General features: G+C 52.4%; 21 protein-coding genes. 7 read left to right on the top strand and 14 right to left on the bottom strand.

Going from position 1 to position 24,244, the window contains the following annotated elements; all coding sequences use genetic code 11:
* Positions 1 to 29 precede the first annotated feature (29 nt).
* Positions 30 to 1,007, bottom strand: a complete 978-nt coding sequence (gene hflK / locus SH302x_RS03665) for an FtsH protease activity modulator HflK (protein WP_479367393.1) — start codon at positions 1,005 to 1,007, stop codon at positions 30 to 32.
* A 495-nt stretch (positions 1,008 to 1,502) separates the two neighbouring features.
* Between hflK and SH302x_RS03660 the strand changes: the two genes are divergently transcribed.
* The 4 genes from SH302x_RS03660 to SH302x_RS03645 all read left to right on the top strand — a co-directional run bounded on the left by SH302x_RS03660 (position 1,503) and on the right by SH302x_RS03645 (position 6,291).
* Entirely contained in the window at positions 1,503 to 1,970 is a 468-nt protein-coding gene (locus SH302x_RS03660; RefSeq protein WP_479367392.1) for a hypothetical protein, read from the top strand.
* 281 nt (positions 1,971 to 2,251) lie between these two features.
* The gene (locus SH302x_RS03655; protein WP_479367391.1) at positions 2,252 to 3,670 is read left to right on the top strand and encodes a magnesium chelatase; all 1,419 of its coding nucleotides are present in this window, start codon (positions 2,252 to 2,254) and stop codon (positions 3,668 to 3,670) included.
* A gap of 11 nt (positions 3,671 to 3,681) precedes the next feature.
* Positions 3,682 to 5,385: a vWA domain-containing protein gene (locus SH302x_RS03650; RefSeq protein WP_479367390.1), complete on the top strand. Its 1,704-nt coding sequence runs from the start codon at positions 3,682 to 3,684 to the stop codon at positions 5,383 to 5,385.
* A 435-nt stretch (positions 5,386 to 5,820) separates the two neighbouring features.
* A complete protein-coding gene (locus SH302x_RS03645; RefSeq protein WP_479367389.1) occupies positions 5,821 to 6,291 on the top strand; it encodes a hypothetical protein in 471 nt (156 codons plus the stop codon).
* Between the two features lie 572 nt (positions 6,292 to 6,863).
* Here the strand turns inward: SH302x_RS03645 and SH302x_RS03640 are convergent.
* The 3 genes from SH302x_RS03640 to SH302x_RS03630 all read right to left on the bottom strand — a co-directional run bounded on the left by SH302x_RS03640 (position 6,864) and on the right by SH302x_RS03630 (position 9,912).
* Positions 6,864 to 8,414 carry a lipopolysaccharide biosynthesis protein gene (locus SH302x_RS03640; protein ID WP_479367388.1) on the bottom strand — a complete coding sequence of 517 codons (1,551 nt, stop codon included), beginning with the start codon at positions 8,412 to 8,414 and terminating at the stop codon, positions 6,864 to 6,866.
* Between the two features lie 128 nt (positions 8,415 to 8,542).
* Positions 8,543 to 8,911: a ribonuclease P protein component gene (gene rnpA / locus SH302x_RS03635; protein WP_479367387.1), complete on the bottom strand. Its 369-nt coding sequence runs from the start codon at positions 8,909 to 8,911 to the stop codon at positions 8,543 to 8,545.
* Between the two features lie 41 nt (positions 8,912 to 8,952).
* Positions 8,953 to 9,912 (bottom strand): DnaJ C-terminal domain-containing protein, encoded by a 960-nt coding sequence (locus SH302x_RS03630; protein ID WP_479367386.1) that lies wholly within the window; start codon positions 9,910 to 9,912, stop codon positions 8,953 to 8,955.
* Here SH302x_RS03630 and SH302x_RS03625 point away from each other — a divergent pair.
* Positions 9,911 to 11,428, top strand: coding sequence for a CehA/McbA family metallohydrolase domain-containing protein (locus tag SH302x_RS03625; RefSeq protein WP_479367385.1), 1,518 nt, complete (start codon positions 9,911 to 9,913; stop codon positions 11,426 to 11,428). The two genes, SH302x_RS03630 and SH302x_RS03625, sit on opposite strands and share 2 nt — an antisense overlap.
* Here the strand turns inward: SH302x_RS03625 and SH302x_RS03620 are convergent.
* Positions 11,425 to 12,219: a hypothetical protein gene (locus SH302x_RS03620; protein ID WP_479367384.1), complete on the bottom strand. Its 795-nt coding sequence runs from the start codon at positions 12,217 to 12,219 to the stop codon at positions 11,425 to 11,427. The two genes, SH302x_RS03625 and SH302x_RS03620, sit on opposite strands and share 4 nt — an antisense overlap.
* 113 nt (positions 12,220 to 12,332) lie before the next feature.
* Here SH302x_RS03620 and yidD point away from each other — a divergent pair, with 113 nt between their 5' ends.
* Positions 12,333 to 12,605 (top strand): membrane protein insertion efficiency factor YidD, encoded by a 273-nt coding sequence (gene yidD / locus SH302x_RS03615; protein ID WP_479367383.1) that lies wholly within the window; start codon positions 12,333 to 12,335, stop codon positions 12,603 to 12,605.
* A 2-nt stretch (positions 12,606 to 12,607) separates the two neighbouring features.
* Here yidD and SH302x_RS03610 read toward each other — a convergent pair whose 3' ends face one another.
* Complete coding sequence (locus SH302x_RS03610) at positions 12,608 to 13,126, bottom strand: hypothetical protein (protein ID WP_479367382.1); 519 nt, start codon at positions 13,124 to 13,126, stop codon at positions 12,608 to 12,610.
* A 316-nt stretch (positions 13,127 to 13,442) separates the two neighbouring features.
* Between SH302x_RS03610 and SH302x_RS03605 the strand changes: the two genes are divergently transcribed.
* Positions 13,443 to 14,816: a protein-L-isoaspartate(D-aspartate) O-methyltransferase gene (locus tag SH302x_RS03605; protein ID WP_479367381.1), complete on the top strand. Its 1,374-nt coding sequence runs from the start codon at positions 13,443 to 13,445 to the stop codon at positions 14,814 to 14,816.
* A gap of 44 nt (positions 14,817 to 14,860) precedes the next feature.
* On the opposite strand, the gene SH302x_RS03600 is transcribed toward SH302x_RS03605, so the two are convergent.
* The 8 genes from SH302x_RS03600 to SH302x_RS03565 form a co-directional block, all read right to left on the bottom strand.
* The gene (locus SH302x_RS03600; protein WP_479367380.1) at positions 14,861 to 17,188 is read right to left on the bottom strand and encodes an outer membrane protein assembly factor BamB family protein; all 2,328 of its coding nucleotides are present in this window, start codon (positions 17,186 to 17,188) and stop codon (positions 14,861 to 14,863) included.
* 117 nt (positions 17,189 to 17,305) lie between these two features.
* Complete coding sequence (locus SH302x_RS03595; protein ID WP_479367379.1) at positions 17,306 to 18,046, bottom strand: SCO family protein; 741 nt, start codon at positions 18,044 to 18,046, stop codon at positions 17,306 to 17,308.
* A complete protein-coding gene (locus SH302x_RS03590; RefSeq protein WP_479367378.1) occupies positions 18,043 to 18,960 on the bottom strand; it encodes an ABC transporter permease in 918 nt (305 codons plus the stop codon). Before SH302x_RS03590 ends, SH302x_RS03595 begins: the two co-directional genes overlap by 4 nt.
* 34 nt (positions 18,961 to 18,994) lie before the next feature.
* Positions 18,995 to 19,501: a DUF420 domain-containing protein gene (locus SH302x_RS03585; RefSeq protein ID WP_479367377.1), complete on the bottom strand. Its 507-nt coding sequence runs from the start codon at positions 19,499 to 19,501 to the stop codon at positions 18,995 to 18,997.
* Positions 19,502 to 19,542: 41 nt separating this feature from the next.
* Entirely contained in the window at positions 19,543 to 20,496 is a 954-nt protein-coding gene (locus SH302x_RS03580; RefSeq protein ID WP_479367376.1) for an ABC transporter ATP-binding protein, read from the bottom strand.
* Between the two features lie 39 nt (positions 20,497 to 20,535).
* Positions 20,536 to 21,567 (bottom strand): heme o synthase, encoded by a 1,032-nt coding sequence (gene cyoE / locus SH302x_RS03575; protein WP_479367375.1) that lies wholly within the window; start codon positions 21,565 to 21,567, stop codon positions 20,536 to 20,538.
* Positions 21,568 to 21,605: 38 nt separating this feature from the next.
* Positions 21,606 to 22,658, bottom strand: coding sequence for a COX15/CtaA family protein (locus SH302x_RS03570; RefSeq protein WP_479367374.1), 1,053 nt, complete (start codon positions 22,656 to 22,658; stop codon positions 21,606 to 21,608).
* Positions 22,655 to 23,914: a c-type cytochrome gene (locus SH302x_RS03565; protein ID WP_479367373.1), complete on the bottom strand. Its 1,260-nt coding sequence runs from the start codon at positions 23,912 to 23,914 to the stop codon at positions 22,655 to 22,657. Before SH302x_RS03565 ends, SH302x_RS03570 begins: the two co-directional genes overlap by 4 nt.
* Between the last annotated feature and the right edge of the window lie 330 nt (positions 23,915 to 24,244).

The following is a 24,244-nucleotide window of genomic DNA, read 5'->3' as shown; positions in this document are numbered from 1 at the left end:
ATTTCTAACAGTACGAGCCCTGCCGTTTTTTATTGGGCCTTGGGTGACAAATTCAACAGCGGTAGCGGGCTGTTGACGTTACTGTCGAGGATGATTTTCGGGCCGCTTTGTTGCAGCACTTTCTCCATCATCTCGATATACATTCGCTTGCGAGTAATCTCGGGAGCGAGTTTGTAGCTCTCATATTTCGACAGCAGTGCAGAGATTTCCCCTTGAGCTTCAGCCAGTTCACGCGATGCATAGCCTTCCGCCTCGCGGATCAAGCGATCTCGCTGAGCTTCCGCGGTAGGGATCAACTGATTGCGTTCGCGGTAGGCTTCATTGACCGACTGATCTCGCTGCTGAATCGAAGCGTTGACATCGTCGAATGCTGGACGCACGCGTTCAGGAGGGGTCACGCGTTGCATTTGCAGATCAGTAATCGAGATTCCGCTACCAAAGCTGGCCAATCTTTCCGACAGGGACTTCAGCGCGATTTGAGTGATCTCTTCACGTTTGCCGGTTAGCAGCTCCTCGGCGGAATAATCGCCCACTGCGCGATGCATCACGCTGCGAGAAACCGCCACGATCACATCTTTTACCTCACCTTCATCGCCAGCAAAATTGATAACGTAGTCTTTGGGTTCGGTGACACGCCACACGACGGTCCACTCGACGACTGCGGCGAATAGGTCGCCCGTGAGGATCAGTTTGTCTTCTTGGTCGGAGTAAGCGGTGGAAGTCTTGCGAAAATTATCGGGGCCAGCGTCGGGATGAGGAAGTCGCAACGACCGCTCGGATTGATCGACGACAATCCTTTGATCGATCCACGGGGCTTTAAAGTGCAAGCCTGGTCCAACCGTACGATGGTACTTTCCAAAACGCAGCACGACAGCCTGCTCAGAAGCGGAAACCGAGTACATGCCCGTCACCACGACGTAACCGATCAGCATTGCCGCCAAGCCAAACAGCAGGAGACTGCCCATTTGTTGTGGCGTGAGCTCGATTTGGGGAGTTTGTTGACTCATGTTGAAGCACTACAAAAAAGAATCGACGTGAACGTTGGATAGATAAACAGAATCTCAGTAGCCATTTGGGAGCGGGCGCCCACCTGGGGGGGCTCCTGATTCTTCTACCTACACACTGTAGGCCAAATTAGTTCGCGTAAAGCGCCCAAATCTTGAAAACTAACCTCTCAGGTCAAAATCCGCATTTTGCCGGACTGTCAAAAAGAAAAATTGCGTGTGGCAAATATTCGCGACGGGGATGCGAATAACTCGCAGAATTCATTCAATGGCAAACTAAACACCCTCTGAGCAGAAGCGACCGGTTTGCGGCTAATCCAGTGAACCAATTCAGTCTTTAATCGAACTATGATTGGTCGATATGACTGTTGTAGCAGACCCAATTTTCGCGTCGAAAGGCCTCGCGTCTTGGTCTGCCCGGAATCGGCTCGGAACTTTTTTCCGGCCGTTGGGTTTGAAGCCCACTGGTGTAAGGAGGTACCAAATAAAGAAAACATCATGAACGCCGTTATAGAACAAGTTGTTCGTCCTAATCCTGCTCAATCGCTCCAAGATTATCGCTTGCTGGAAGTCCGCACGCGTGAATCGTCGGTTGAATCGATTCGCAATGCAGCGACCAGACAGGTTCGCAAACGCCGCGAACTCGCGATGTCCATGATGTTTTACGATGGTAGCTCGCATGTTGCCTCCATATTAACATCGGCCTATCGGTTGCTTGATCCCCGACGACGCAGGTCTCGCTCCGAGCGAGTCAATCTGTCGCCATTGCTGGTTCGTGACGACGAAGAATCCCTTGGCCTTGCCCCCGAACCGCTTCTCGCCTTTGAAGCAAATGGCCCCGATGAATCGTCGGCCTTGGCAGACACCGCAATTCTTCGGGACAGTTCGACCGACCCCACGCTCAGCGAGATCCGTGGGATGCTGGCCATGATCAAAGCACACGACGGACACTCTAAATACGCTTAGCGATCTGCTGGCGACTCCAGGTTGCGGTTACCGCCGGTCGAGGTGGAATTCAGCAATGCAATCAATGTAGCGGCTAGAAAACAGCATCGGTTTTGTGTACAGCCGACCGATTGCTGGAACGGAGACTAGCCAAGCATGATAGACTAGAGGAGTGCTACGGTTCTTGCTGGTGGCGGATTCGCCGAGTTGCTTTTCGGTTGCCAGCCTCTATCGTTGTGTGCATGCGTCGTTTGCCGTCGTATTTTCGAACAGGCTACAAGGAGTCTTTTGTGAGCCAGACTATGTCATCTGTTGAGTCTTTGCCATCAAACCTATCTGAACTGGTCGCTAGTGGTTGGCAAAGCAAAACTGTTAAGCAAGAAATGCGGGATAATTTCCTGCGCCTCCTGGCGGCCAACGAAGAGCTTTTTCCGGGCATTGTTGGATATGACAACACGGTGATTCCAGAAATCAACATCGCTATCCTTTCGGGACACGACATGTTGTTTCTCGGAGAGAAGGGTCAAGCGAAAAGTCGTCTGATGCGATTGCTGGTGCGTTTTCTGGATGAATGGGTGCCTTACTTAAAAGCACCTAACTGTCCGGTACATGAAGATCCACTGGCTCCCATTACATCAGCCGGCAAAGAGTATCTGTCCAATCACTCACCAGAAGATGTTCAAATCGGTTGGTGGCATCGTGACGACCGTTACGCTGAGCGTCTCAGTCCCGGAACCAAATTCGCTGACATCATCGGTGAGATCGACCCCTCGATGCTAACCGCAGGGGTGGGGATGGGTACCGAACAAGCCCTGCATTTTGGACTGATCCCTCGCATGCATCGCGGCATTTTCGCCATGAATGAGTTGCCCGAATTGGATGAACTGGTGCAGGTGGGCTTATTCAATATTCTGGAAGAGCGTGATGTTCAAATTCGCGGCTATCCAATTCGCTTCGATTTAGACGTATTCATTTTATTCTCAGCGAATCCTTCGACTTACAATCGCAGTGGCAAGGTCATTCCACAGTTGAAGGATCGAATTGGCAGTATCATCCAAACGCACTATCCTGACGACCGCGATATGGGAATCGAGATCTTGCAACAAGAGGTCTCGCACGAATTATCGGGCGATTATCCTGTGCAAGTCCCTTACTTTATGGCGGAGATCATTGAGGAGATCACGATGCAAGCGAGACGTAGCAAATACGTGGATCAAGCATCGGGTGTTTCGGCTCGGTTCTCCTTAGCCAACTATCGCGTTATGATCGCATCGGCACGTCAACGCGCAGCGGTGCTCGGTGAAACCGTTGCAGTGCCGCGTATTAGCGACCTTGGCCATCTATACGCATCGTCACTGGGCAAACTTGAAGTGGATATGATGGGCTCGCATCAAATGAGCGAACGTCAAATCTTGGATGCCTTAATTGCCAATGCGATCAAGGAAGTCTTCAAAAAGTATGTAGATGAGTTTGGGTTGGATGAGATTTCCGAGATCTTCAGTAAGGGTGTTCGTGTCGAAGTCGGCGACATGTTGCCCAGCGAAGGATACGCCGAACGCCTCAAACATGTACCGCCAGTTTGGGACAAAGCGTTCGATGTCAATGCGACCGAGAACCCTGCCGTTCGCGCATCGTGCGTTGAATTCGTCCTGGCCGGCCTCTACAGCATGGATCGAATCTCCAGAGCCGCCAAACGCGGCAAAATTCACTACGAATTCTAACGAGAACAAGCATGGCAAAACGCAACACATTAGGCGGTGTAGTTCACACTTATCAGAAGTACAACCCGACCGAATTTCCATCTCCAACCGAGCCCCCCCCAGACTTGGTCTCTGGAGCGTTTGAACATGCGTTGGCATTCGGCCAGCAACGAGAGTTGACCGATGAAGAACTTGCTCGTGCCGTTCATCTAGATCCCAGTCAAATCGCCAATCTAGGGCCTAGCATCGACATGCTGACGGCAATGCTGGAACAGCGGAAACGAGCGATCTTAGAGAAATACGAAACCGATTCCGTCGTGAAAAAAGTGGACAAGGAGTTTCGCAAAACCGCCAGTGCTGCTCAGCTACCAAAGCCACTGCGCGGCCCATTTCAATCTGCAGTTCGTGGCGAGCAAATCTATCAACTGGAACGATTATGGTACCAGTCGGATAACGACGCAGGAACAGCCGCTCGCGATATCATGCGGACAATTGACGCACTTGGCAACAAGTACCAGATCGAAGAACTCGCATCGAAATACGCCTTCTTCGGACATGAGTCAATGACGATTCCGCAAGCGTTGGAAATCAAAAAAGAACTGGAGGAGATCGACGAACTACTGCGGCAATTAAAGGAAGCCGAGAAGACCGCTCAAATCGGTATCATCGATATGGAGGCCATGGCAAAGTACGCTGAACCAGGCGACATGCAACAGTTGGAAGAACTGCGTAACCAAATTGAGAACTACGTCCGTGAGCTTGCCGAACGCCAAGGTCTCGACCGGCAAAGCGACGGTGGCTATCGGTTAACTCCCAAAGCGTACAAGATTTTCCAGGCGAAACTGCTTGAGAGAATTTTCAGTGATCTGCAGGCTTCCCGCAGTGGCCGACATATGGGGCGAATTGTCGGGGACGGCGCGGTCGAACTGCCATCGACCAAGCAATACGAGTTTGGAGACTCGTTGGCCAACCTGGACACAACACAATCGGTAATCAATGCCTTGCTTCGCGATCCAACCGCCAATCCAGTGCGACTGCGCAGTGGGGATCTTGAAGTCCATCGCACTCGCAATAATCCAAAATGCGCCACAGTCGTAATCATGGATATGAGCGGCTCCATGCGATATGACGGTCAGTATATGAACGTAAAACGCATGGCGTTGGCACTTCAAGGCCTAATCAGTCGCGAGTATCCGGGTGATTTTTTGCGATTCATTGAAATGTACACGTTCGCCAAAATGTGCCAGCCTGGTGCCATCATCGATTTGATGCCCAAACCGGTGACGGTACATAATCCGTGGGTACGATTGAAGGCGGATATGAGCGATGAAAGCATCAATGAATTTCAAATCCACCCACACTTTACCAACATCCAACATTCCCTGAGGCTGGCTCGGCAAAACTTGGCTACCGCCGATACAGTCAACAAGCAAATCATCTTGATCACGGATGGGCTGCCGACAGCCCACTTCGAAGACGAGATGCTGTACTTGCTGTATCCACCCGACGAACGAACGGAAAAGGCCACGATGCAGGAAGGAATCGCATGCGCCCGCGATGGCATTACCATCAACATGTTCCTGGTTCCCAGTTGGTCGCAAAGCGAAGAGGATATCCGATTTGCCTATCGACTAGCCGAATCAACGAAAGGCCGAGTCTTTTTCACCTCTGGCAACGACCTCGATCGCTTTGTTGTCTGGGATTATGTCAGCCGCAAACGCGAGATTCTGCGTTAGTTCATTCTATGCCCTAAAGTGCATCCTAGTGCTTTGCTACAGCTTGAAGTGAGCGTCGAATTGTACAACGGACTTCCAGTCCGTCGGTGAAATGTTGTTAACTTCGACGTGCTGGAAGTCCGTCGTACCCTGAAAATTAGCTGTGACAAAGCACTAGAGCATTTAACGTTGCCGGACTTGGACTCACTGCGGACTGAAATCACGCGACTCTGGCTTAAACGCCGCGGCCTAGCTGCTGGACTACCGGAAAGCTGGGCGAATAACCGTTACCACCCTCACAGCCAGCCAAAGATGAGCCGGCTAGCGAAGCTTTAACGAGATTTTCTAAAGCCACGAAGGCTTCAAGTTTTCCGCGCTGGTAACTTCTGATGGGTAAATCAATCTACAGGATTTAGCCCGATCAACTCATCACCCTGACTTTTCGCAAGGTTTTTCATGTCTACTGAGTTTCGCGCTGGTGAAAGTATCGTTACCGTTGACCGTCGTCGTGGCGAACGTCGTGACGAACATGGAGTGGTCAATGTAACTCGCAATTCAGGCAACGTCGAAAAGCGCAGAAAAGACCGCCGCCGACAAATCGACCCAACGACTTGTGAACGCGACTACTCCAACGATGAAGTCGAATTCATGAAGGCGGTTGATAACTACAAACGCAAGCATGGACGCATGTTCCCAACCTGCAGTGAAATCCTCGAGGTCATCGATCTTCTGGGCTACACCAATCCAGGCAAAGGGGCCGATATCGACGAGGTATTTATCAAAGCTATGGATGAATACAAACGCAAGAACGGGCGCATGTTCCCAACTTGCAGCGAGATCCTCGAAGTCGTTCGCTCCCTAGGCTTTCAAAGGCCGCTTAGCTCCAATTGCGAGCTAGCTACTTGCGACGAAATCACCGCCTTCTAAGAAGTCGGGCGTTCTTGAAAGAGCATATGGCACCTGTGGTGTCATATCACACCAAGCACACAACTTTCGACAAACTCCATCGCACGTTTGCAGAACCTCGAGTTTGTCTGCCCTCTTATCGCTGGTGCTGCGAGCGGATCGATGCAACTCATAGCAGCCTCTACCACCGTCAATCCAGTTCATGGATAACCCACGACTCGCCGAATTGGGTAAGCAAGCGGTTTTAATGCTTAGGCCGCTGATCTGAGTCAGCAGTTTACCATTTGCGCAAGAGTAGCACTTTGCGATTCCTGCAACCGAGCGACGCTCTCTTTAGGAAAACGACGTACCGATTTTTACTGGGCAGATCGAACTGCACGGCAAAGAACTGTGGTTAACTGGAAACATCGGATGGCTTGCGCGATTCGGCTGCGACCTCTATGTTTACTGAAACATGATAGCTCTGAAAAGTATATTCCTTCACGGGTAACAGCAGTCCCGGGTAGTAGCATCGCTGCCCACCAGTCTTCAGCCCTCGCTTCTCGCAGATAGAAGCTGATTTCGCCAAACAAGGTCATCCGCTGGGAACGGACCTAGGAAGACCCCTCATATACCGCTTCAGGATGATCGCCCAGGCTCACAGGCCACAAAGATGTCAGCCGAATGCCAAATCGATTTAGCAGCGGCAGTAAGGCCGAATCTAACGACTCTCGATCTTTAGCATCAAGAATCCAATCGGTTCGACCTGCGATCAATAAAAGTCCGGCCAACAAAAACACATTCAGCAGAAATGGAAAAACGATTGCGATAGGCAGGCACATCAGCATAGCCGTCTGCCGGTCCGGCTTGATAGCGAACTTGGACAGCACACTGGCATTTACGACCATCATTCCGATAGTAGCTACCAAGGTAGCCAGCATCGCCCCGGCCACTCCGTACACCGGGACTGCATAGTAGTTGGCGACGACGTTGACGCTAAAGGCAAATAGGAGAACAATCACCGAATAACGGTTAGCCTCTACGCAGCGCATCGCGGAGCACTGCAACATCACGATCGCTGCAAAAACGCAGTGCGTCAAAGCCAACGGAAAGCACACTTGGCTAATCGTGTAACGATTCTGAAAGATGAACTCAAACAACAATGGCGAAAAGAAGATCGCGATCAATGAAATCAACCAGCTCGACAGCGACGCCATTTTAACGGACATATTGAAATCCCTTTCAACTTTATCGCGTTTCCCCGATTCCCAGTCACTACTCCAATACGGCAGCAACATACCAGCCATCATGGACGCCAACGACAAGAAGAGGACGGGCAAGATGCGAGCGGTGTGAAACTGACCTACGAGCCCTTGATTGATCGCGTTGTCGTTACTAGCCATATGCAGCAACATATATCGATCCACCACATCGAATAAGTTAGTCAATAAATCGGTTAGCCAGACCGTCACTGCGAAAGGGGCCACTCGCAGTAAAAAGGTTCGATGATGAACGATATCTTTGGCTTGAAAGGCAGAATGGCAGCGTTTACGCAAACGGTAAATCCCAGGCACAATGCCAATGGCCATCGAGATGGCAAAGCAGGCCACGACGGTAGTCCACTGAGGCTGCCATATCACCAGCGGAAGACTGAGGACCGAAAAGCCAATTGAACTTACTAATTGCATTTGCGAGACCGCCGTCGGTTGACGCAATCCGCTCAGCAATTCCATCACGGTGTTGAATGCGACAACGGCAACCAGCGTCACGATGACCAGCAGCATCTGGCTGAACTCGATTTCATGCCCAAAGATTAAATTAGACATGGGGCTGGAAAAACCCAGCAGAATAAAACTCAGTAGCAGCACGCCGACGATGGATATCGCTAACCCTCGACGGACAAAGCTATAGAGTTGTCCTTGCTGGCGAAACGTTTCCACGTAACGGCCAAAGCAACCTGGTAGACCGAGAACGGATAGCGGTGCAGCTAGCACGAAAAAACTGCTGGCCAACGCCCAAACGCCAACTTCGCTTTTGTTTAAAAAGTAGCAAAATGCCAAATTCCGCGCAAAACCGATAGCGCGTTGCGCTAGGTTCGCGACGGCGAGAAAACCGATCCCCTTTGCGAGAGAATCGGTCTGCAGAGCATTTTGTCGATGAGGCATAGTTTCCAATTTTGCCTCATAAACAATCCGTAGGCCTGTGGTGAGCAACAACTCGCGACCATTTTGTCGGCAAGCTTTACGGAATAGATCGATTATTCCGACTAGTCGGAGAAACCCTCCATTGAAAACTATTCTCGGGCCAGACGCTTAGCTATTTTCCGGATCAAGCCCGGCATCGAGTGCTCAATCAGGCCATAGTTCGGCTTGGCATGTGCCTTCACCCGAACCACCAAATCCAACCCGACAGGTAGTTGTCCGCGATGTTTGCGATAGACTTCTCGGCACCAACGCTTGAACTGATTGCGTTGATGAGCTTTTCCATATCGGCGGCCGATGGAGATACCGATCCGACTGTAGTCCAATTCATTCGCCACCGCATGGACTACAAGCACGCCGTCGGCTGCCACTTTGCCCGCCTTGAATACGCGGTCAAAATCACGCTTTAACTTCAGTCGCAGCTTAGCCGGAAAACGCTCATCGCCCTTGGGATTCATCATTGTTTTCTATGTCGCGATGGCATGCATGGTTAGATGCCGCATCACCATGCGATGTCTTTTCGGACCGATTGCGAGTATGACTTTTCTACCATCGAAATGGCTTCCAGTGCCTGAGCATCCAGGGCTTCTGGCAATTTGATCATCAGCTCGATGTACAGATCTCCCGCTCCCCCCTCTCGTTTAGGCAAGCCTTGTCCACGGACCCGCAATCGCTTGCCACTGGAGGAGTTCGGAGGAATTTTCAGGGTAACGGTGCCGCCTGGAGCGGCAACATCAACCGCGGCGCCGTGGATGGCTTCTCCCAGCGTGATGGGCAGCTTAAGTTCTAGGTTATCCCCGTCCACGCGATAGTTAGGATGCGGCTGGAAACGAACCGTCAGCAGCAAATCTCCCGCTCGACTACCTAGCCCTTTTTCACCTTGCCCACGCAATCGGATTTTTTTCCCATCGCGAATCCCTGCGGGTATTTTGACTTCGATCGATTCCAGCTTGCCGCCGCGATCGATTTGCAACGAAGTGGTACCGCCCGAGACAGCTAGTTTGAGTGGTATCGCAATCTCTGCATTGAGATCGCCGCCGGCCGGAGCCGCATTGCGAGCTGAACCGCGCCCGCCGCCACCGCCGAACTGCCGCATCAAATCTTCCAAATCGATACCGCCAAATCCGCCGCCGCCACTGCGTTTGCCGCCGCCGAAGATGTCACCAAAATCAAACGCCGCACCTCCACCAGCTCCCGCATACGGATTTCCGCCAGCATAGGGATTTGCACCAGCACCCATTTGTTCATAAGCCGGCCCGAATTGATCGTAAAGCTTGCGTTTCTCGGGTTCATTGAGCGTGTCGTACGCAGTTTGAATCTCTTGAAATCGTTTTTTTGCCGAAGCGTCATCAGGATTCAAGTCAGGATGGTACTTCCGCGCTAGCTTGCGGTATGCTTTAGCTATTTCCTCGCTGGAAGCACTTCGCGATACACCTAACGTTTTGTAGTAGTCGTCTGCCATGTACGTTTTCAGAAAACAATCAATAGTCGTCTTAACTGCCGTAAGCTTAATCGCAAGCAGCCTGCGAGCTCAATCGCTGCAGTTAAATTTTATCGACAAAGATACGGGCCAGCCGGTTTCTTGCCGAGTCGAACCGACGAAAGCTCCCAAAAGATTTCCAAAATCAAGGGCGAATCTTGTCAGCGGTTTTACGATCCTCTTCGAAGATACCGTAAAACTCAAGCCGGCTCCCGGTGAATATGAGTTTACGGCCTCACGCGGGATCGAGTTCGCCGATATCGAAGGCGGCTTTCAGCTCGATAAGTACGCTCAAGACCAATTCGACGTCATGTTTGTCCATTCTACCAAAATGAACAAGCTGAATTGGTTCAGCGGCGATTTAGCCAGCCCGCTGCCTAACAAGGAACTACGTCGTTGGGCGGCCGCCGATGCACTCAACCTCAGCGTCAGCTTGGCGAGAAACGACCTTTCGGCCGATGCGGAAGTCGTCGCAGCAACGTCCGACACGCTGGCGGCGACCCTGAACTCGTTTGTCATCCCCACCGCCAGCGGCGGCATGTCGATCGTTTTGCATCCTGCATCTGCTGACGCGCAGTTGCCGGAATCGATCGCGGCAGCCACAAACGCCCTCGACTTCCTGGAACACTTCCAGGACTTGGATCGAGAACAGTGGACCGTCGAGTTTTCGGAACTGTGGCAACGCGATCTGCCCATTCTGCTGGCCGTCGCTCCACCTGACGCCGTTCAAATCCTCTCAAGTCATCTGCAGCGAAGTGCCTCGCTGAACGTTCAACACGCCTTTTATAATCCTGACCCCAAAAGGTTTACTGGAGTCAAAGGATTGGGACGGCTGGTCGAGTTCATCTATTGGCAACTACTCGAAGCCGGATTTCGCGTTACCCCGTCAGCAGGCAGCCATTTCGATGCCCAAGGCAAAACCATCGCGGGTTACAATCGCGTCTACACCTGGATTGACCCAGACCAACCCAAAAACCCGGAAACCTGGTGGAAGAACTTCAAACATGGCTTCACCTTTGTGACCAACGGGCCTCTGCTTAGGCTGACCGTCAATGGCCTACCCCCAGGAACTATTTTGCCAGGGCAGGGCGGTCAAAGCGTCTACGCGGACTTGCAAGCGGACCTGACGGTTCGTGAAGAGGTCGATTATTTGGACGTCATCTTCAATGGGCAGACCATGTATCAAGCGAAACTTGAAGAACATGCACGGAGAGGAAAATTCCCTGAGCTACCCTACCAAGAAAGCGGGTGGATGTTGGTACGCGTCGTGACCGCTTATCCAGACAGCTATCGCATCGCCAGCACGGCTCCAACCTATATCGAATTCAACGAGCAACGTCGCATCAGTCGACAAGCCGTCCAGTTTTTTCAAGATTGGCTGGCCGCCGCGCAGAAACAAATCGAAACCGATCCCAATCTTGCCCAGCAGTATCAGCCATGGTTGACCAAAGCCCAACGTTTTTGGTTGCAACAATCGCTGCAGGCCAATGCACCCTAGCCAGCAAGACGCGCCCCGCTGCGTTGTTGCCCCACTCGTTTGGTAAGCTCGGACACCACGGTGCTGTTCAATACTTCTTCCAGACTTACCAACGCACGAGCCACAACAGCTCCATCCACAACACGGTGGTCCGCTTGCAAGGTCACTTGGCTACAGTAGTTATCATCTAGCGGACCGTAGCTCAACGAAGTGGTGACTATCAAAGGATGCGCGTGATTCGTTGTGCCGTAAGTCGCTAGTGTCGACAAGCTGCACGTGCCTAACAAACGAGCCCGCTTACGCCCCATCCATCGCATCATCAAATGCCATGAAAACTTTCGCAGGGGCGCTGGCATCGCTTCCAAACGACGCCCGTCGCGAAACAAATCTGCTGTGTCCCCATGCTGATACTGGTCAATCGCGGCCTGAATTTCTGCCAGTGACAGCGTTTCCAGATTGCGAATACGAGCCCACAATAAACGGTCACAGCCGATCTTCTCGTCAAATCGATTTACCGTAATGCTAATCACACTAGTTGGGTGCTGGTACAACCGCGGCCATGGATACGAAATATAAGTCTGACGCAACTCGGGTACGTCAGCAGCAACCAAAGCGTACGCTCGAGCGAAAATAGCGGCCCAGCCGATTCGTGTTGGAGCAGACTTCCTCGCTTGGAATACTCGTTCCAACTGAATCTTCCGATCCACCGCAAACTTGGGGACCGTCTTCGAAGCGTCGCAAATGTCTAGCACAATCCGCCGATGCCGCGGAAATGACTCGTATTTGCCTTGATCTGCTTTCTTCTTTAACATCTAGTATCGTGACCGCTTGAGAAAAAACCATTGCAAGCTGCGTAACCAACGTGCCAAATGACCTTGTTTTGCGCTGCTGAAATGCCCAAAGCCTGTTGGCAACCGCATCGTAAATGGATTCGACTGCCTACGTCCAGATGATTTCAAGAATGCGTTTGATTAGCTTGCTAAATAAACTATTTGTGACCGCCTCGATATTCGCGATCCGGTTTTACCAACGTGGGATCAGTCCACTGTTGGGAGCGCGATGCAAGTACTATCCGAGCTGTTCGGCCTACACGCTCGAGGCGTTGCAAAAGCACGGTTTTGTCCTCGGCACACTCAAAGGGATATGGCGAATTCTGCGCTGCAACCCCTTCAGCAAAGGTGGCTATGATCCACCATGAGCCTAGTAACGCTGAATCGCCGGCGATGGGTTGGATGGCACCAATTCATTCTTTTCTTCGGCGGGCTTGAAGCGATCGTCTACTTCTTCCCCCGAGGGCCGGGCGCCGACATTGAGCACTTCCCAAGGCTTAGGATAGTAATAGCCGCGAACCGGAGTCGGTCGGTGGGTCTTGTAGTAACCCAACGCATGATTCTCTTCCCAGGACATTGCTTCTTGACTGGTGGGTTCAATCACATGAGCCGCTAGTCCACCCAAGTAGGAAGGGCGATTGTACTCCTTGCGATAAGGCACCCAGGCGTTGTACAACCCGCGAGGCAGCAAATCAGGTCTAGGATTAGAAGGGTTGTAAAACGGAACGCTCGTATGCCAGCGTTCTTGTGCGGGAACGCTCGATAACGACGTCAGCATGACTGCGGTGGCAACTCCTCCGACCAGCAGAAATCGATGCCTGATTCCTGGACGTGTCGTGGTCAAAATGTTTACGAGCTTGCTGTGGATCCGCGTCGTGAACGTACTCATAGAACTTGCGCCATGTGATAGAATGGAAACTCCCTTTTCCGCATTGTCCAGCATCGGTATTTGCAGCTTGCCCCTGCCACGTTTTCTCAAGCTGCTAAACCTCAACCGTAAAATCGATACAAACCTCCTCCGTGCGAGGAACGTTGATATTGCAACAGGCATTCGCACCGGACCAAAAGCTTGACGGTATTGCGACTCACCTCATTCCACTTCCAGTTCTTTGCGGATTGGGGCATGCGGGGTGATGATCCAAACTCAGGTAATTATGATAGACTTGGTGATGTTGGTACTTTAAACATTCGCGAGGCATTTTCTTATGAACTTTCGACAAATATTGCGATTAACGGTGGTATCGCTGGTCTGCCAATGCTCGCCAGCGGCGGCCCAACAGCCCCCTCAATCCGCATTGCCAACCAAGCCGCCAGCTCAGAAAACACCCGTCAAGCCTCCGGCCGCTGCGCCGGTCAAAGAGCAGAAGCTAGATTTGTCGGTGGAAGCAGTCGCCGGACGCATTCAGGCCAAATTGCCTTCGCTAGTACGCAGCGAGTTAGGCCTGTTGCAGGCAGAGCGTGACGAGCTGATCAACCGAATCTTGATTCCGGGCGGATTGAAAGACCCACGCGCGATAGAAGCGATTCGCTTTACGCCTCGCCACACCTTCATCCCGGACGCGCTTCGCGATCAAGCGTACCATGACAAAGCATTACCGATCGGCGAAGCCCAAACCATTTCATCTCCTTACATCGTTGCGGTGATGACCGAAGCAATCGATCCGCGGCCCACCGACAAAGTGTTGGAGATTGGCACCGGGAGTGGCTATCAAGCTGCCGTCTTATCGCCGTTGGTCAAAGAGGTATACACGATCGAGATTGTCGAACAGTTAGGAATCGAAACGAGTCAGTTTCTCAAAGGCCTAGGTTATGAGAATATCTACACCCGAATCGGGGACGGCTATTTAGGATGGCCAGAGAAGGCACCCTTCCAAAAAATTATTGTGACCTGTTCGCCTGAAAAGGTCCCGCAACCGCTGCTGGAACAATTAGAGGAGGGGGGGCTCATGATCATCCCGGTCGGCAAGCGACATCAACAACTCTTGCACCTTTTCCGAAAACGTGACGGAAAGCTGGAGAGCCTCTCGGTCCGGCCCACTTTGTTTGTTCCCATGACGGGCGAAGCCGAAGCAAAACGTGAAGCAAAAGACGTCAAAGGCGTGCAGATTGTCAACGGCGACTTCGAGGAAAAAGTGGTTACGCCCGGTTACATCCCAGGCTGGTATTACGAGTTCAACGCCAAACTGGTCGACGACCCCAAATCCCCATTCGGCAAACGTTGCGTGGAATTCAGCAGCCAAAAGGGAGAGCTCCCGTCGCTCTTGATCCAGGGCTTCAAGCTAGATGGACGCGAAACGCCAATGATCAAGATCCGAGGTGCAGCGATCGCTGAAGACGTCAAGCCTGGCAAGTCCGTTACCGATGTGCCTATCATCAACATCCTGTTGTTGGACGAGAATCGCGAACAAATCGGCACCTACTGGCTGGGACCTTACACGGGGACAACGAAATGGAAAGTGGATCAACAAGTCGTCCGAGTCCCTCCCCGATGTCGAGAAGCGATTGTCCAAATTGGTCTGTTTGGTGCCACAGGCACTGTCCGCTTTGACGGTATTTCCATTGAAGCCAACCGCCGCTAGCTCCAATCAATCGTCGCTTGAATAGGTCGCTCTGTCTGATATTGCTAACGCGCCTCAGGGAGCCGATACGCTTGCCAGAGCGATGGCGTTACGATGCTGAGCACCGAGTCGCTTATTGCAAAAGAAAGCGGCTCTGCCGACTTGAAGTTCATCCGATCAAGTTCTGACATGCGTCGCATCGAGTACGGTTGCGTAGGCTCCGCAGAAATTGCGGGATGAGAAAAGATCGTCTCACCATTAGTCCAAACAATCTGATCGAGATAAAGCACAGCATGGCCGCTGGGCGGAACACTGACGGCAGGCAATTCGGCCACTCGTTCGACTTGCCCCGTATCCACGTTCAGCCAACTGATCCGATCGCCAATACAAACGACTTGGTGATCGATAACGCCAACAACTTGCGGACTTCGCTCAAGCAGTTCATCGTCGCTGCTCCAGTGCAGGTGCCCATCATTCCAATCGATGGCAAAAGTATGTTGACTATCGCTGGGACTGCAAATCACAAGATCTCGAGTTGCCACTAACGTACTTCGCCTAAAATGAATCAACAGGGGACGAAAGGAACTGCTGCTCTTGTCCACATAGTTCCACTGAAACAGCAACTCCCCGCTTTTGGCTTCTAACGCGGCGATCGTACCTGCCCCTGTCGCAACAAACAAGCGTCCATCACAGAGCATCAAGCACACGTTGTTGGCGACGCTCGCACTGGCTATCGCGCCGCTCCATCCAAACTCGACTGAACTCCATATCCGCTGCATGGTTATTGGATTGACACAAACAACCCTGTACGAGGATCTAGACTTCGCATCCAGTTCCGTAGCAAGCAAGTACAACTTCTGATCGGCCCACAGCGGTGTTCCAATAAAGCGGCGCTGCGCTCGTTCTGTTGCGTTGTTTGTGACGAGGCTTTGATAAGTCAAAGGTGTCTGCGGCAGTTGCGTTGCATGACGACTCAAGTCCACGCCGATCAATTCGCTTTGGCGCAGCACATCGGATGCAGCAGATGAACGCAGACCGGAATCAATGAGTCCGTAGACGATTTCGCCGTCGCAAGCCAATCCGCCCATCGACGCGTCATCGACCAAACTCAATGGCAGTCCGCCAGATCGCAACGAGTTTGGCAAAGCTCTGGTTGCAGTGGCTCCCGTCGTCCCAGGGAACACTTTGTCGTCGATGCGACAGTATATTTGGTTGTTACGACGAACCGCCATGAGTTGCCTTTCGGGCTTTCCAGACGCGGCAATAATCAATGGCGGGCTCGGATAGCCTGGCAAAAAGGCCTTGGGCGCATTGTAGTTTTGATCCTCAAAACGATACTCCCACAAAGGTTCGGCAATGGAAGCTAATAATCCCAGTCCCGGTCGTTTTGTGCCAGTATCCTTATTGAATTCTTCCCTTTCAATGGCATCCTGAAGCCGCGAGTTTTGGCTCAATCGATCGCGCCAGCCGTCAACGACATCCGCGACGGTTGGCAAGGAAGCGTTTGAGTTGAATCCTGGTAACAATGCGTCTGGCGCGAACGGCAGTTGGCCCATAGCAAGCTTGACCAATTGCGATTCAATTGTAAAACGCGGAAGATCGCGTTCTAGCACGGAGCAGTAAATCAATCGCAGCCAGCACTGTACAGCAAGCGCTTGTCTACTTTCAGAACGGCTTATGGCTTGCCAGATTTGCGTCGACGCTCGGGTATTGAATTCTTCAAGGGAACCTTTTGGCGGGGCTTTCACAAATCGAGACTGCGCCTCCGCCCAAGAAATCGCCCTCCAGCGGTGCAGGGCTGCGTCTTCTACGCCTGCTGCTGCATTGGCTTCATCACTGCCACTGGCTGGTATAGTTGATCGCAAACTGGGTTCCATGTTGTAGAGCAGGGCTCGCGCTCGTTTGGTCCAGCCGATCTCAAGGTAGCGGTCAATCGTTCGAAGTGGTTCTGCTTGCGAGGTGCCGCGGGCCGCTAGTTGATACAGCGATGGGACTTCAAGCCAACCAGTCCCCGTCGGCGGTGCATCGGCAGCGAGCGGCAGCGTTGGATGCTTCGAGGCTAATTGTATGAGTTGACTGGCCGCCAGATAGCGACCATTGATAAACCGTTGCATCGCCATCTGTGTTGGCAACAACGGATCGGGCACAGGGACCAAACCCGCATCGGCGTTCGCGGCCACCGACTCCAAGCTAGACAAACTCAAATCGTCGGAAGCAGTAACGTCCGCAGACTGTGCCCTAGCCAGGATCGCCGCGGTGCCCATATCCAGTCGTAATGCGTCCGGTACCGAAATGCCTTGAGTCGATTGCTGGGCGTGAGTGGGGCACCAGTCTGACGCAGGCCAAAACCAGCTAAAAAGAAGGGTCGCAAGAGTTTTGGAGCGAATCGACATTACCAGATTCTTCCAACGTAGGAGAAGGCACATGGGAGGCAGGCCACGGATCAAACCACGCGATGTCCAGTTCCGGTAGTCGGGTTGAATCGCTGTGGTTAAATCACTGGGGCGAAATCACTCGGCCACCGGGAGCTTTGATGCCGTGTTTGTAGAACCAGTCTTCTGAAGCAGTTGATCGATGTGTTGATGCAAGGCTTGAATCTCTCCCAGGTCATGCCAGTTATACTTGCCTTCCAGAACTCCTTCTGCATTCACTAAACACAATCGGTCGGGGTGAATGTACTGGCGCATGCCACCGATCAAAAACATCTCGCCGCCAATTTTCGAGATCTGCTTCATATCTCCGGTCAGGAACAGCCATTTGCCCGGAATCGCATCGGCGGCTACGGCATAAGCAGCCAGAGCTTCCGGTGTATCGTGCTCTGGGTCCACAGAGATGCTTACCAAGCGAAGCGGGTCATGCTTGTACTTCTGCTGCAACAATCGAACTTGGTCCGTCTGTTGTTTACAGGTCGCTTGGCAGTTAGAAAAAAAGAAGTTGGCGACATAGGGCTGGCCTTTGAGATCGTCCGACGAAAGCTCCTTACCATCGCTTCCGGTCAGCACAAAACGTTTAGTCCACTTGTCGTCGTCCAAAGCGGAGATCTCCTTCATCATTTCGGCAATTTCACGGCGCTGACCGGGATCGGCTGGTCGATCAACCAGAGCCGTCATTTGTCCATCATCGTTCGAGGCGACGTAAGCCAGCGGCGGCTGGTTATCCTCTGGACCGCGAAAGATACGTTGATAATTTGTCGTTAACACGACGGCGATTCCAGCAATCGCTCCCAACACCACCAAGACCAAACGTCTCATTGTGCATCTCCTAACTTGTTCTTTTTTACCACGATCGTCGCTGCGAACATTCCGACGATGGCAGCCAGGATGGTAACCACCCATGCGGCAGCTAACGAGGGAGCCCAGGTCGATGTCGAAGCAACGGCCGATGGCTCAACCAACAGATGTCGCATACCAGCGACTGGATAGGTCATAGGATTAAGTCGCATCAACCAATGAATAATTGTTTGCCCAATCGATTGATCGGCAGCCATCGCAGGGATTGGAAAAAACGCACCACTAAGCAACCACATCGGCATCAACACAAGGTTCATCACCGCATGAAAGCCTTGCGTACTGTCCATTGGCCAAGCGAAGCAAACGCCAAGCGTCGTTACGCCCACAGCAGCCACAGCCATCAAGAGAATCAACCAAAGCGTATCGGTGGAGAACTGGGCCGTACCCACCAACAGAGCCAACCCCAGAAAAACGAGTGCTTGAACCCAAGCGATAGCCCCACCCCCTACTGCTTTGCCCAGCACAATGGTCCATCGCGGTGCTGCCGAGACCAGGACGCTTTGCAGAAACCCCTCGCGGCGATCTTCGATGATGGAAATAGTTGCGAAAATGGCGGTGAACAACAAAATCAGCGAGATCGTGCCCGGCAAGTAATACGTCATGAAGTCCTGGTCACCGTCGCTGCGAAAAGCGCCGTGCAGACCAGTCCCAAACAAAATCCACAGCAAAATGGGTTGTCCCAAAGCCGCGATCACACGATGAGGTTGGCGAAAAAAACGAATCCATTCTCGCCATGCCAACATCCACGCAACATCCAATGCCCGCGGTACGCCAGCAGAAATCGCCGCGGATGGCCGCGAGGAACTTGCGGACCTCGTCGAACCGACTTGCGGCGTGTCGCGATCTTGGTCTGCAGCGAGAGTCGAATTGCTCATGAAAAACCAGCTTAGTCCAGCAAAGGAAGTAAAACTACTTCGGATAGTAAGGGGAAATCATCAAATAAACGATGACTCCAGTGCTCGATACGTACAACCATATTGGCAAAGCATACTTTGCCAGTGATCGGTGGCGATTGAACTGCCGCGTCACGGCAAACGCAAATGCTCGCAGCACAAGAGGTAATACGACCAATGACAATAGCACGTGCGAGATCAAAGTAAAATAGTATACACCACGCCATATGCCTGTCCCGCCGTAAGCCGTCGAAGGATTCGACAGATGGTAGATGACGTAGCAAACCAAGAATATGGCCCCCAGAGCGACCGCAGTCGTCATCAAGAGACCATGCAACTGAAACCGGTTTTTCTTGATAGCCACCCAAGCAGCTATCAACACCAGCGTGGTCAAGGTGTTGATCAAACCGATGCCATGGGGCAGCCAAGCCGTCCAGGCCCCAAGATTCACTTTGGTGCGAATCCCCAGCAGTAATGCCACGAGGATGGGAACCACAATCGAAATCAGATTAATCAGCAACATCGTCGACTTTCCATCGACGGATTTGGTGGGTACGGCCGACATCATGCTCCTCGATCTACCGACGATCGGACAAAACTCTCGCCAGTTTTCGCAATAAACACATCTTCCAAGCTGGGCCTAGCCAACGTCACGCTTTCGACCGAATCGCCCAGTGTGCTAGCCACTTCCGAGATTCGTGCCGACGCGTCCGATTGCTGGATTCTAACTTCCGTATTGACAATCTCACTGGCCCAGCCAAAACGATCTTGGACCAACTTTTGAGTACCTTCCGGATTGCGACTGCGAAGCGTCAGGACACTTTGCCCCATCGCGCGTCGAAGGCTTTCGGGCGCATCCTGTGCGACAAGTTTCCCGTGATTCATAATCGCGATCGTGTCCGCCTTTTCCGCTTCTTCCAACAAGTGTGTGGTCATTACGACAGTTGTTCCGTGTTGATCGCGCAGTTCTTGCAAAGCAAACCACAAGTCGAGTCTGGCGTTTGGATCTAATCCAGTGCTTGGTTCGTCCAGCAGCAGCAGGGCAGGGTGGTGCAAAATCCCTTTGGCCAGTTCCACACGACGCTTCAATCCACCTGAAAGTTTCTCGGCTCGCTCATCTGCACGATCGGTCAACTTCATCAATTTCATGCACTCCGCGATGCGCTTGCGCCTCTTCTCGCCTCGCAAACCAACTAAGGCAGCCTGACATTCGATATTTTCTTGAACCGTTAATTTGCGATCCAAGCTTGGATGCTGGAAGACGACTCCAATTCGCTGTCGTACTTCAGCAGGACGTTGGCCAACAGAAATGCCATCAACGAAGATTTCGCCCTCTTGCAACGGTATCAAGGTCGAAACTAACTTAAAGAGCGTCGATTTTCCACTGCCGTTGGGCCCCAAGATCACGAAGACCTGCTCCCGCGGAATCGACTGCGTTAAAGCTTCGATGGCAACACGTTCACCGTAGCGATAAGTCAGGTTGCGAATAAGAATTGCAGCGTCGGCTGGATCAACCATTGTTATCGTCCTATCAAACTTACACTAAAACCAAAAGAATTAACCCAGCAGCGATTGCAGGACAACGCACAACATCAGCAATGGTAAGACAAGCAGCGAACTACGCAGCAGCTTCCTAGCCGTTACATCGTTGCGATGTTGATGAAAGCGAATGGCCGCAAGCAACTGCTGGCCACTGACTAGACAGGAGATTACAACCAATACCCACCCCAGCCCTGAGGCAGGCAACATCGCAGCAACGCTTACGGCAATAAGGGCCGCGGCTCCAATCCAAGCGTGCCAACCTGCGACAACGCCCGAGGATTCCTCTGTGGTCCACATCCGGTAGCCAGCGTTAGCATAATCTTCGCGATACAGCCAAGCGATACTCATAAAGTGTGGAAATTGCCATAAGACAACGATGCCTGTGATCGCCCAGACGCGCCAATCCGCCAATGAACCGTTTAATCCGCACCAACCAATCAGTACAGGCATTGCACCGGGCAACGTTCCCACCGCTGTATTCCAGACCGAAGTGGTCTTCATCGGAGTATATACGCCGACGTAGAGCAACCAAGTCATGAACGCCACCAACGTCGCAACCGCGTTGGTGCCTGTTGCGAGAATCACGAGCCCGAATGCGACGCAGGCAAAAGCGAACACGGTCGCTTCAAACTCCGTCAAGCGACCGGCTGGCAAGGGCCTATTCTTCGTACGTCGCATCGCGGCATCATTATTCTTTTCGATCACTTGATTCAGCACCGACGCACTAGCCGCGACAAACATCGTACCAATCAAAGTTCCAAGCAGCGTAACGGAGTTTTGAAATGTCAAAGCAAAGCCGGGTACACACACCGCGCCAGCGCCGACCGTGATAAGGATCATCATCAGAATCCTTGGCTTGGTCAGTGCAAGATAGTCTTGCTGCCACGAGATCGATGCCGCTTGCACAACAGGTTGTGGAGCTTTCAAAAATGGATCTTGCACCGCGCTCGCAGACGCATCGGCCAAGGTTATTTCGAGCCGCGCTGGCTCACCAGGATACGCTTTGGTTGCGACACTCTCGTCCATTGTGCAAGTTAGACTATTCATAGTAATAAAGGTCGTTCCAAGCGTTCCTAAAATCAGGCTCAGCCAGCGGTCGTTGCAGCTTGCGAGCGTTCCTGAATACGAAGCACCAAATTAAAAGCAGACACCAAAATCACAGACCCGACGGCTTGATGGGCCGTCACGATCATCGTTTCCCAGATCCCTTTCAAGTGATTTACATGAGTCGATAGTGTCGGCGACAAGCCGCTCCATGGCAACGCATAATTTACGTACCACGTTAAACAACCCAATAAAACTTGAACAATCACCAACAAAAGCAGCCAGTTCGTCAATCTGCCCGACAGCGGAGGCACAGGACGCCGAGCGCTCAAGGCCCACAGGATGAACAGCAGCATGATCGCCACGGTCAGCAAGAAGGCCCCCGTCAGATGCAGATGCGTCAAACTCATAAACTGCACCGGTCTCAAGTTCACGTTGAGATGCCTCAGTGATGCCCCCAAGACCAATTGCACAAACGCCAATAATGTAACCAGCTTTGCGAACCGCGCATAACCACGAAAAAGCGGTTTCGGTGTCAAACCACTTGCCGCTGCCCGACGAGCGGCCGCGGATCTCTCGCGACCCGCCAAAACCACCACATAACAAGCCAGCACAAACACCAGCGGGCCCGTACAACCATGAACCATCGCCATCACTCGGTTCACTTGCAGAACACGCACTCCGCCTAAGGTGCCTTGAGCAATAATTGCCAGCAGCAACAAAATTGACCAACGTTTCAAGCTCGCGGAAGAGCCATGACGAAACGTCGACCACACAAGCCCAATCGCTAAAAACCCGGTCAGCGCGACCAGCAAGCGATGACCATGCTCAACAAACAAATCGAACGGACCATACACCCAAGTACTGATCGGATATAGAAAAAGGTTGTATCCAAAGGTGCCTGGCCAGTCAGGCACAGCCATACCCGCGTCATGCGTCGTAACCAAACCACCCATCCAAATTAAAGGGAAGATAGTCAAAGCGACCGCCAAAGCCCATCTCCGCGGCGAATTGCCTCCGGCCTCTTCTGAAGAGGAAAGAGTATCGTTGGCACCGACCAAAGTTGGCTTGGCTTTCACGTCCGAGGCGCTCATGGTGCAACCTCCACAACGTCATCGTAGGCTAACGATTGACAATAATTAACCAAGTCCCAAATCTGATCATCAGTCAAACCGATCGGCGAAGAAGCGGCCCTCGGCACTGCGGGCATCGGAGTACCGTCTACACCATATGCAATCCGATGAAAGATAAAGTCCGGGTCGGTTCCGCCTCGAAACGCGCCAAACTTTAAGTTACGAGGCTTGTCCGCTACTGGCTTGAGCAACCCAAGTTTCTTGAGCGGTTGCCATTGCTCTTTGATTCTTGGATCAATGCCAACTCGAATCGTCCAGTCCTTGGTCCACTCGTCATAGTCCAGCAACCGACCTTGGCCACTGCCATCCACCCCGTGGCATTGCGCACAAGCCGTTATTTCGCTTTGAAAGAGCTCTTGCCCACGACTAGCTGAGGCCAACATCGGGTCGCGCTTCGGCCCATTTAGATCCTCCGGCCATCGGTACGCAAGTTCGTTGGGAGTGGGTTTAAACTCGCCCCCGACTACCGCCTGCCATCTGTCGGCAACAGCGGTCGTCACGCCATCGATTTCGTCCTGAACACTGGCCGGAAAGGGCTGGGCGGCGCGGAGCTCCCGCAGCGGCATCCACTGGTCTTCGTCCAACTCTGGCACGACTTTCAGCCACATCAACCGCTCGACTTCTCCCCGCATAGCCAAAAACTGCACATAGTGAGCGAGCGTTTCGGAATCGTCTTGGAAGTGAGTGCTATTGTCCAACGTCGCCATGGCTGGCATCCCAGTCCCGGGAATCCCTTGTGAAATGATGCGGACCAAATCTGCATGGCTGGGAGGTTTACCAGAACCTTGGACCCCAAACTTGAATGTTCCACGGCGGAAATCACGCGGATAAGGATCTAAAAGGCTAGCAGTTGCGCCATAACCATCTCCCGACACGCCATGGCAAACTGCACAGTGCTTTCGGAACAGTCCGTATTCGACGCGATCCTTTTCGCGACGGACGGGGCCGGCAGACCGACGCACGAAATCCATATTGATCAGCGAGCGATAACGTTCCGATTTGGCTATCACAGTTGGCAGTTTCGGCTGGTCCAATGTCCCGAACTCGCGTTCAAGAACATTGGAAACAAATTGAGTCGCAGCCGAGAGCTCCAAACTCGACTCGTGCTCGGCGCGGAATTTGGCAAGCAGGTGATCTTGATATGCCAGAGGTTCTGGGGAGCAGCCCGCGCAGATGATCGCTGACGCCAAAACGAGCAAGACTCGTTGTAACCGCATCGCGTTAACTGGTTGAAGAATGCGCCGCCCCATCATTTCTTCGAAAATCTTTGGAAAAGATGTTTTAAGACCAAACATTGTGACCGTCAGAGACAAATATCATTTTGAACAGTAACCACCGCATGCCTAGGCGTAAATGGTCGCACGCCTAGAGAAACGAGACAGGCAGTGACAGCCCACACTTCCGATAGTTCATCAGTGGAAGTGGAACCAGCAGGACTGCCGGAGCAGTCACAACCGTTAAAGGCTGCTGCAGGCAACGTTTTTACGGCCGTTCAGTAAAAATCGTCGTGCGTGCCGCTTTTTTGAGAACTAGGATAGTAAACTGTT

The sequence above is a fragment of the Njordella calcicola genome (assembly GCF_056494125.1).
This window is presented reverse-complemented; position numbering and strand designations above follow the sequence as displayed.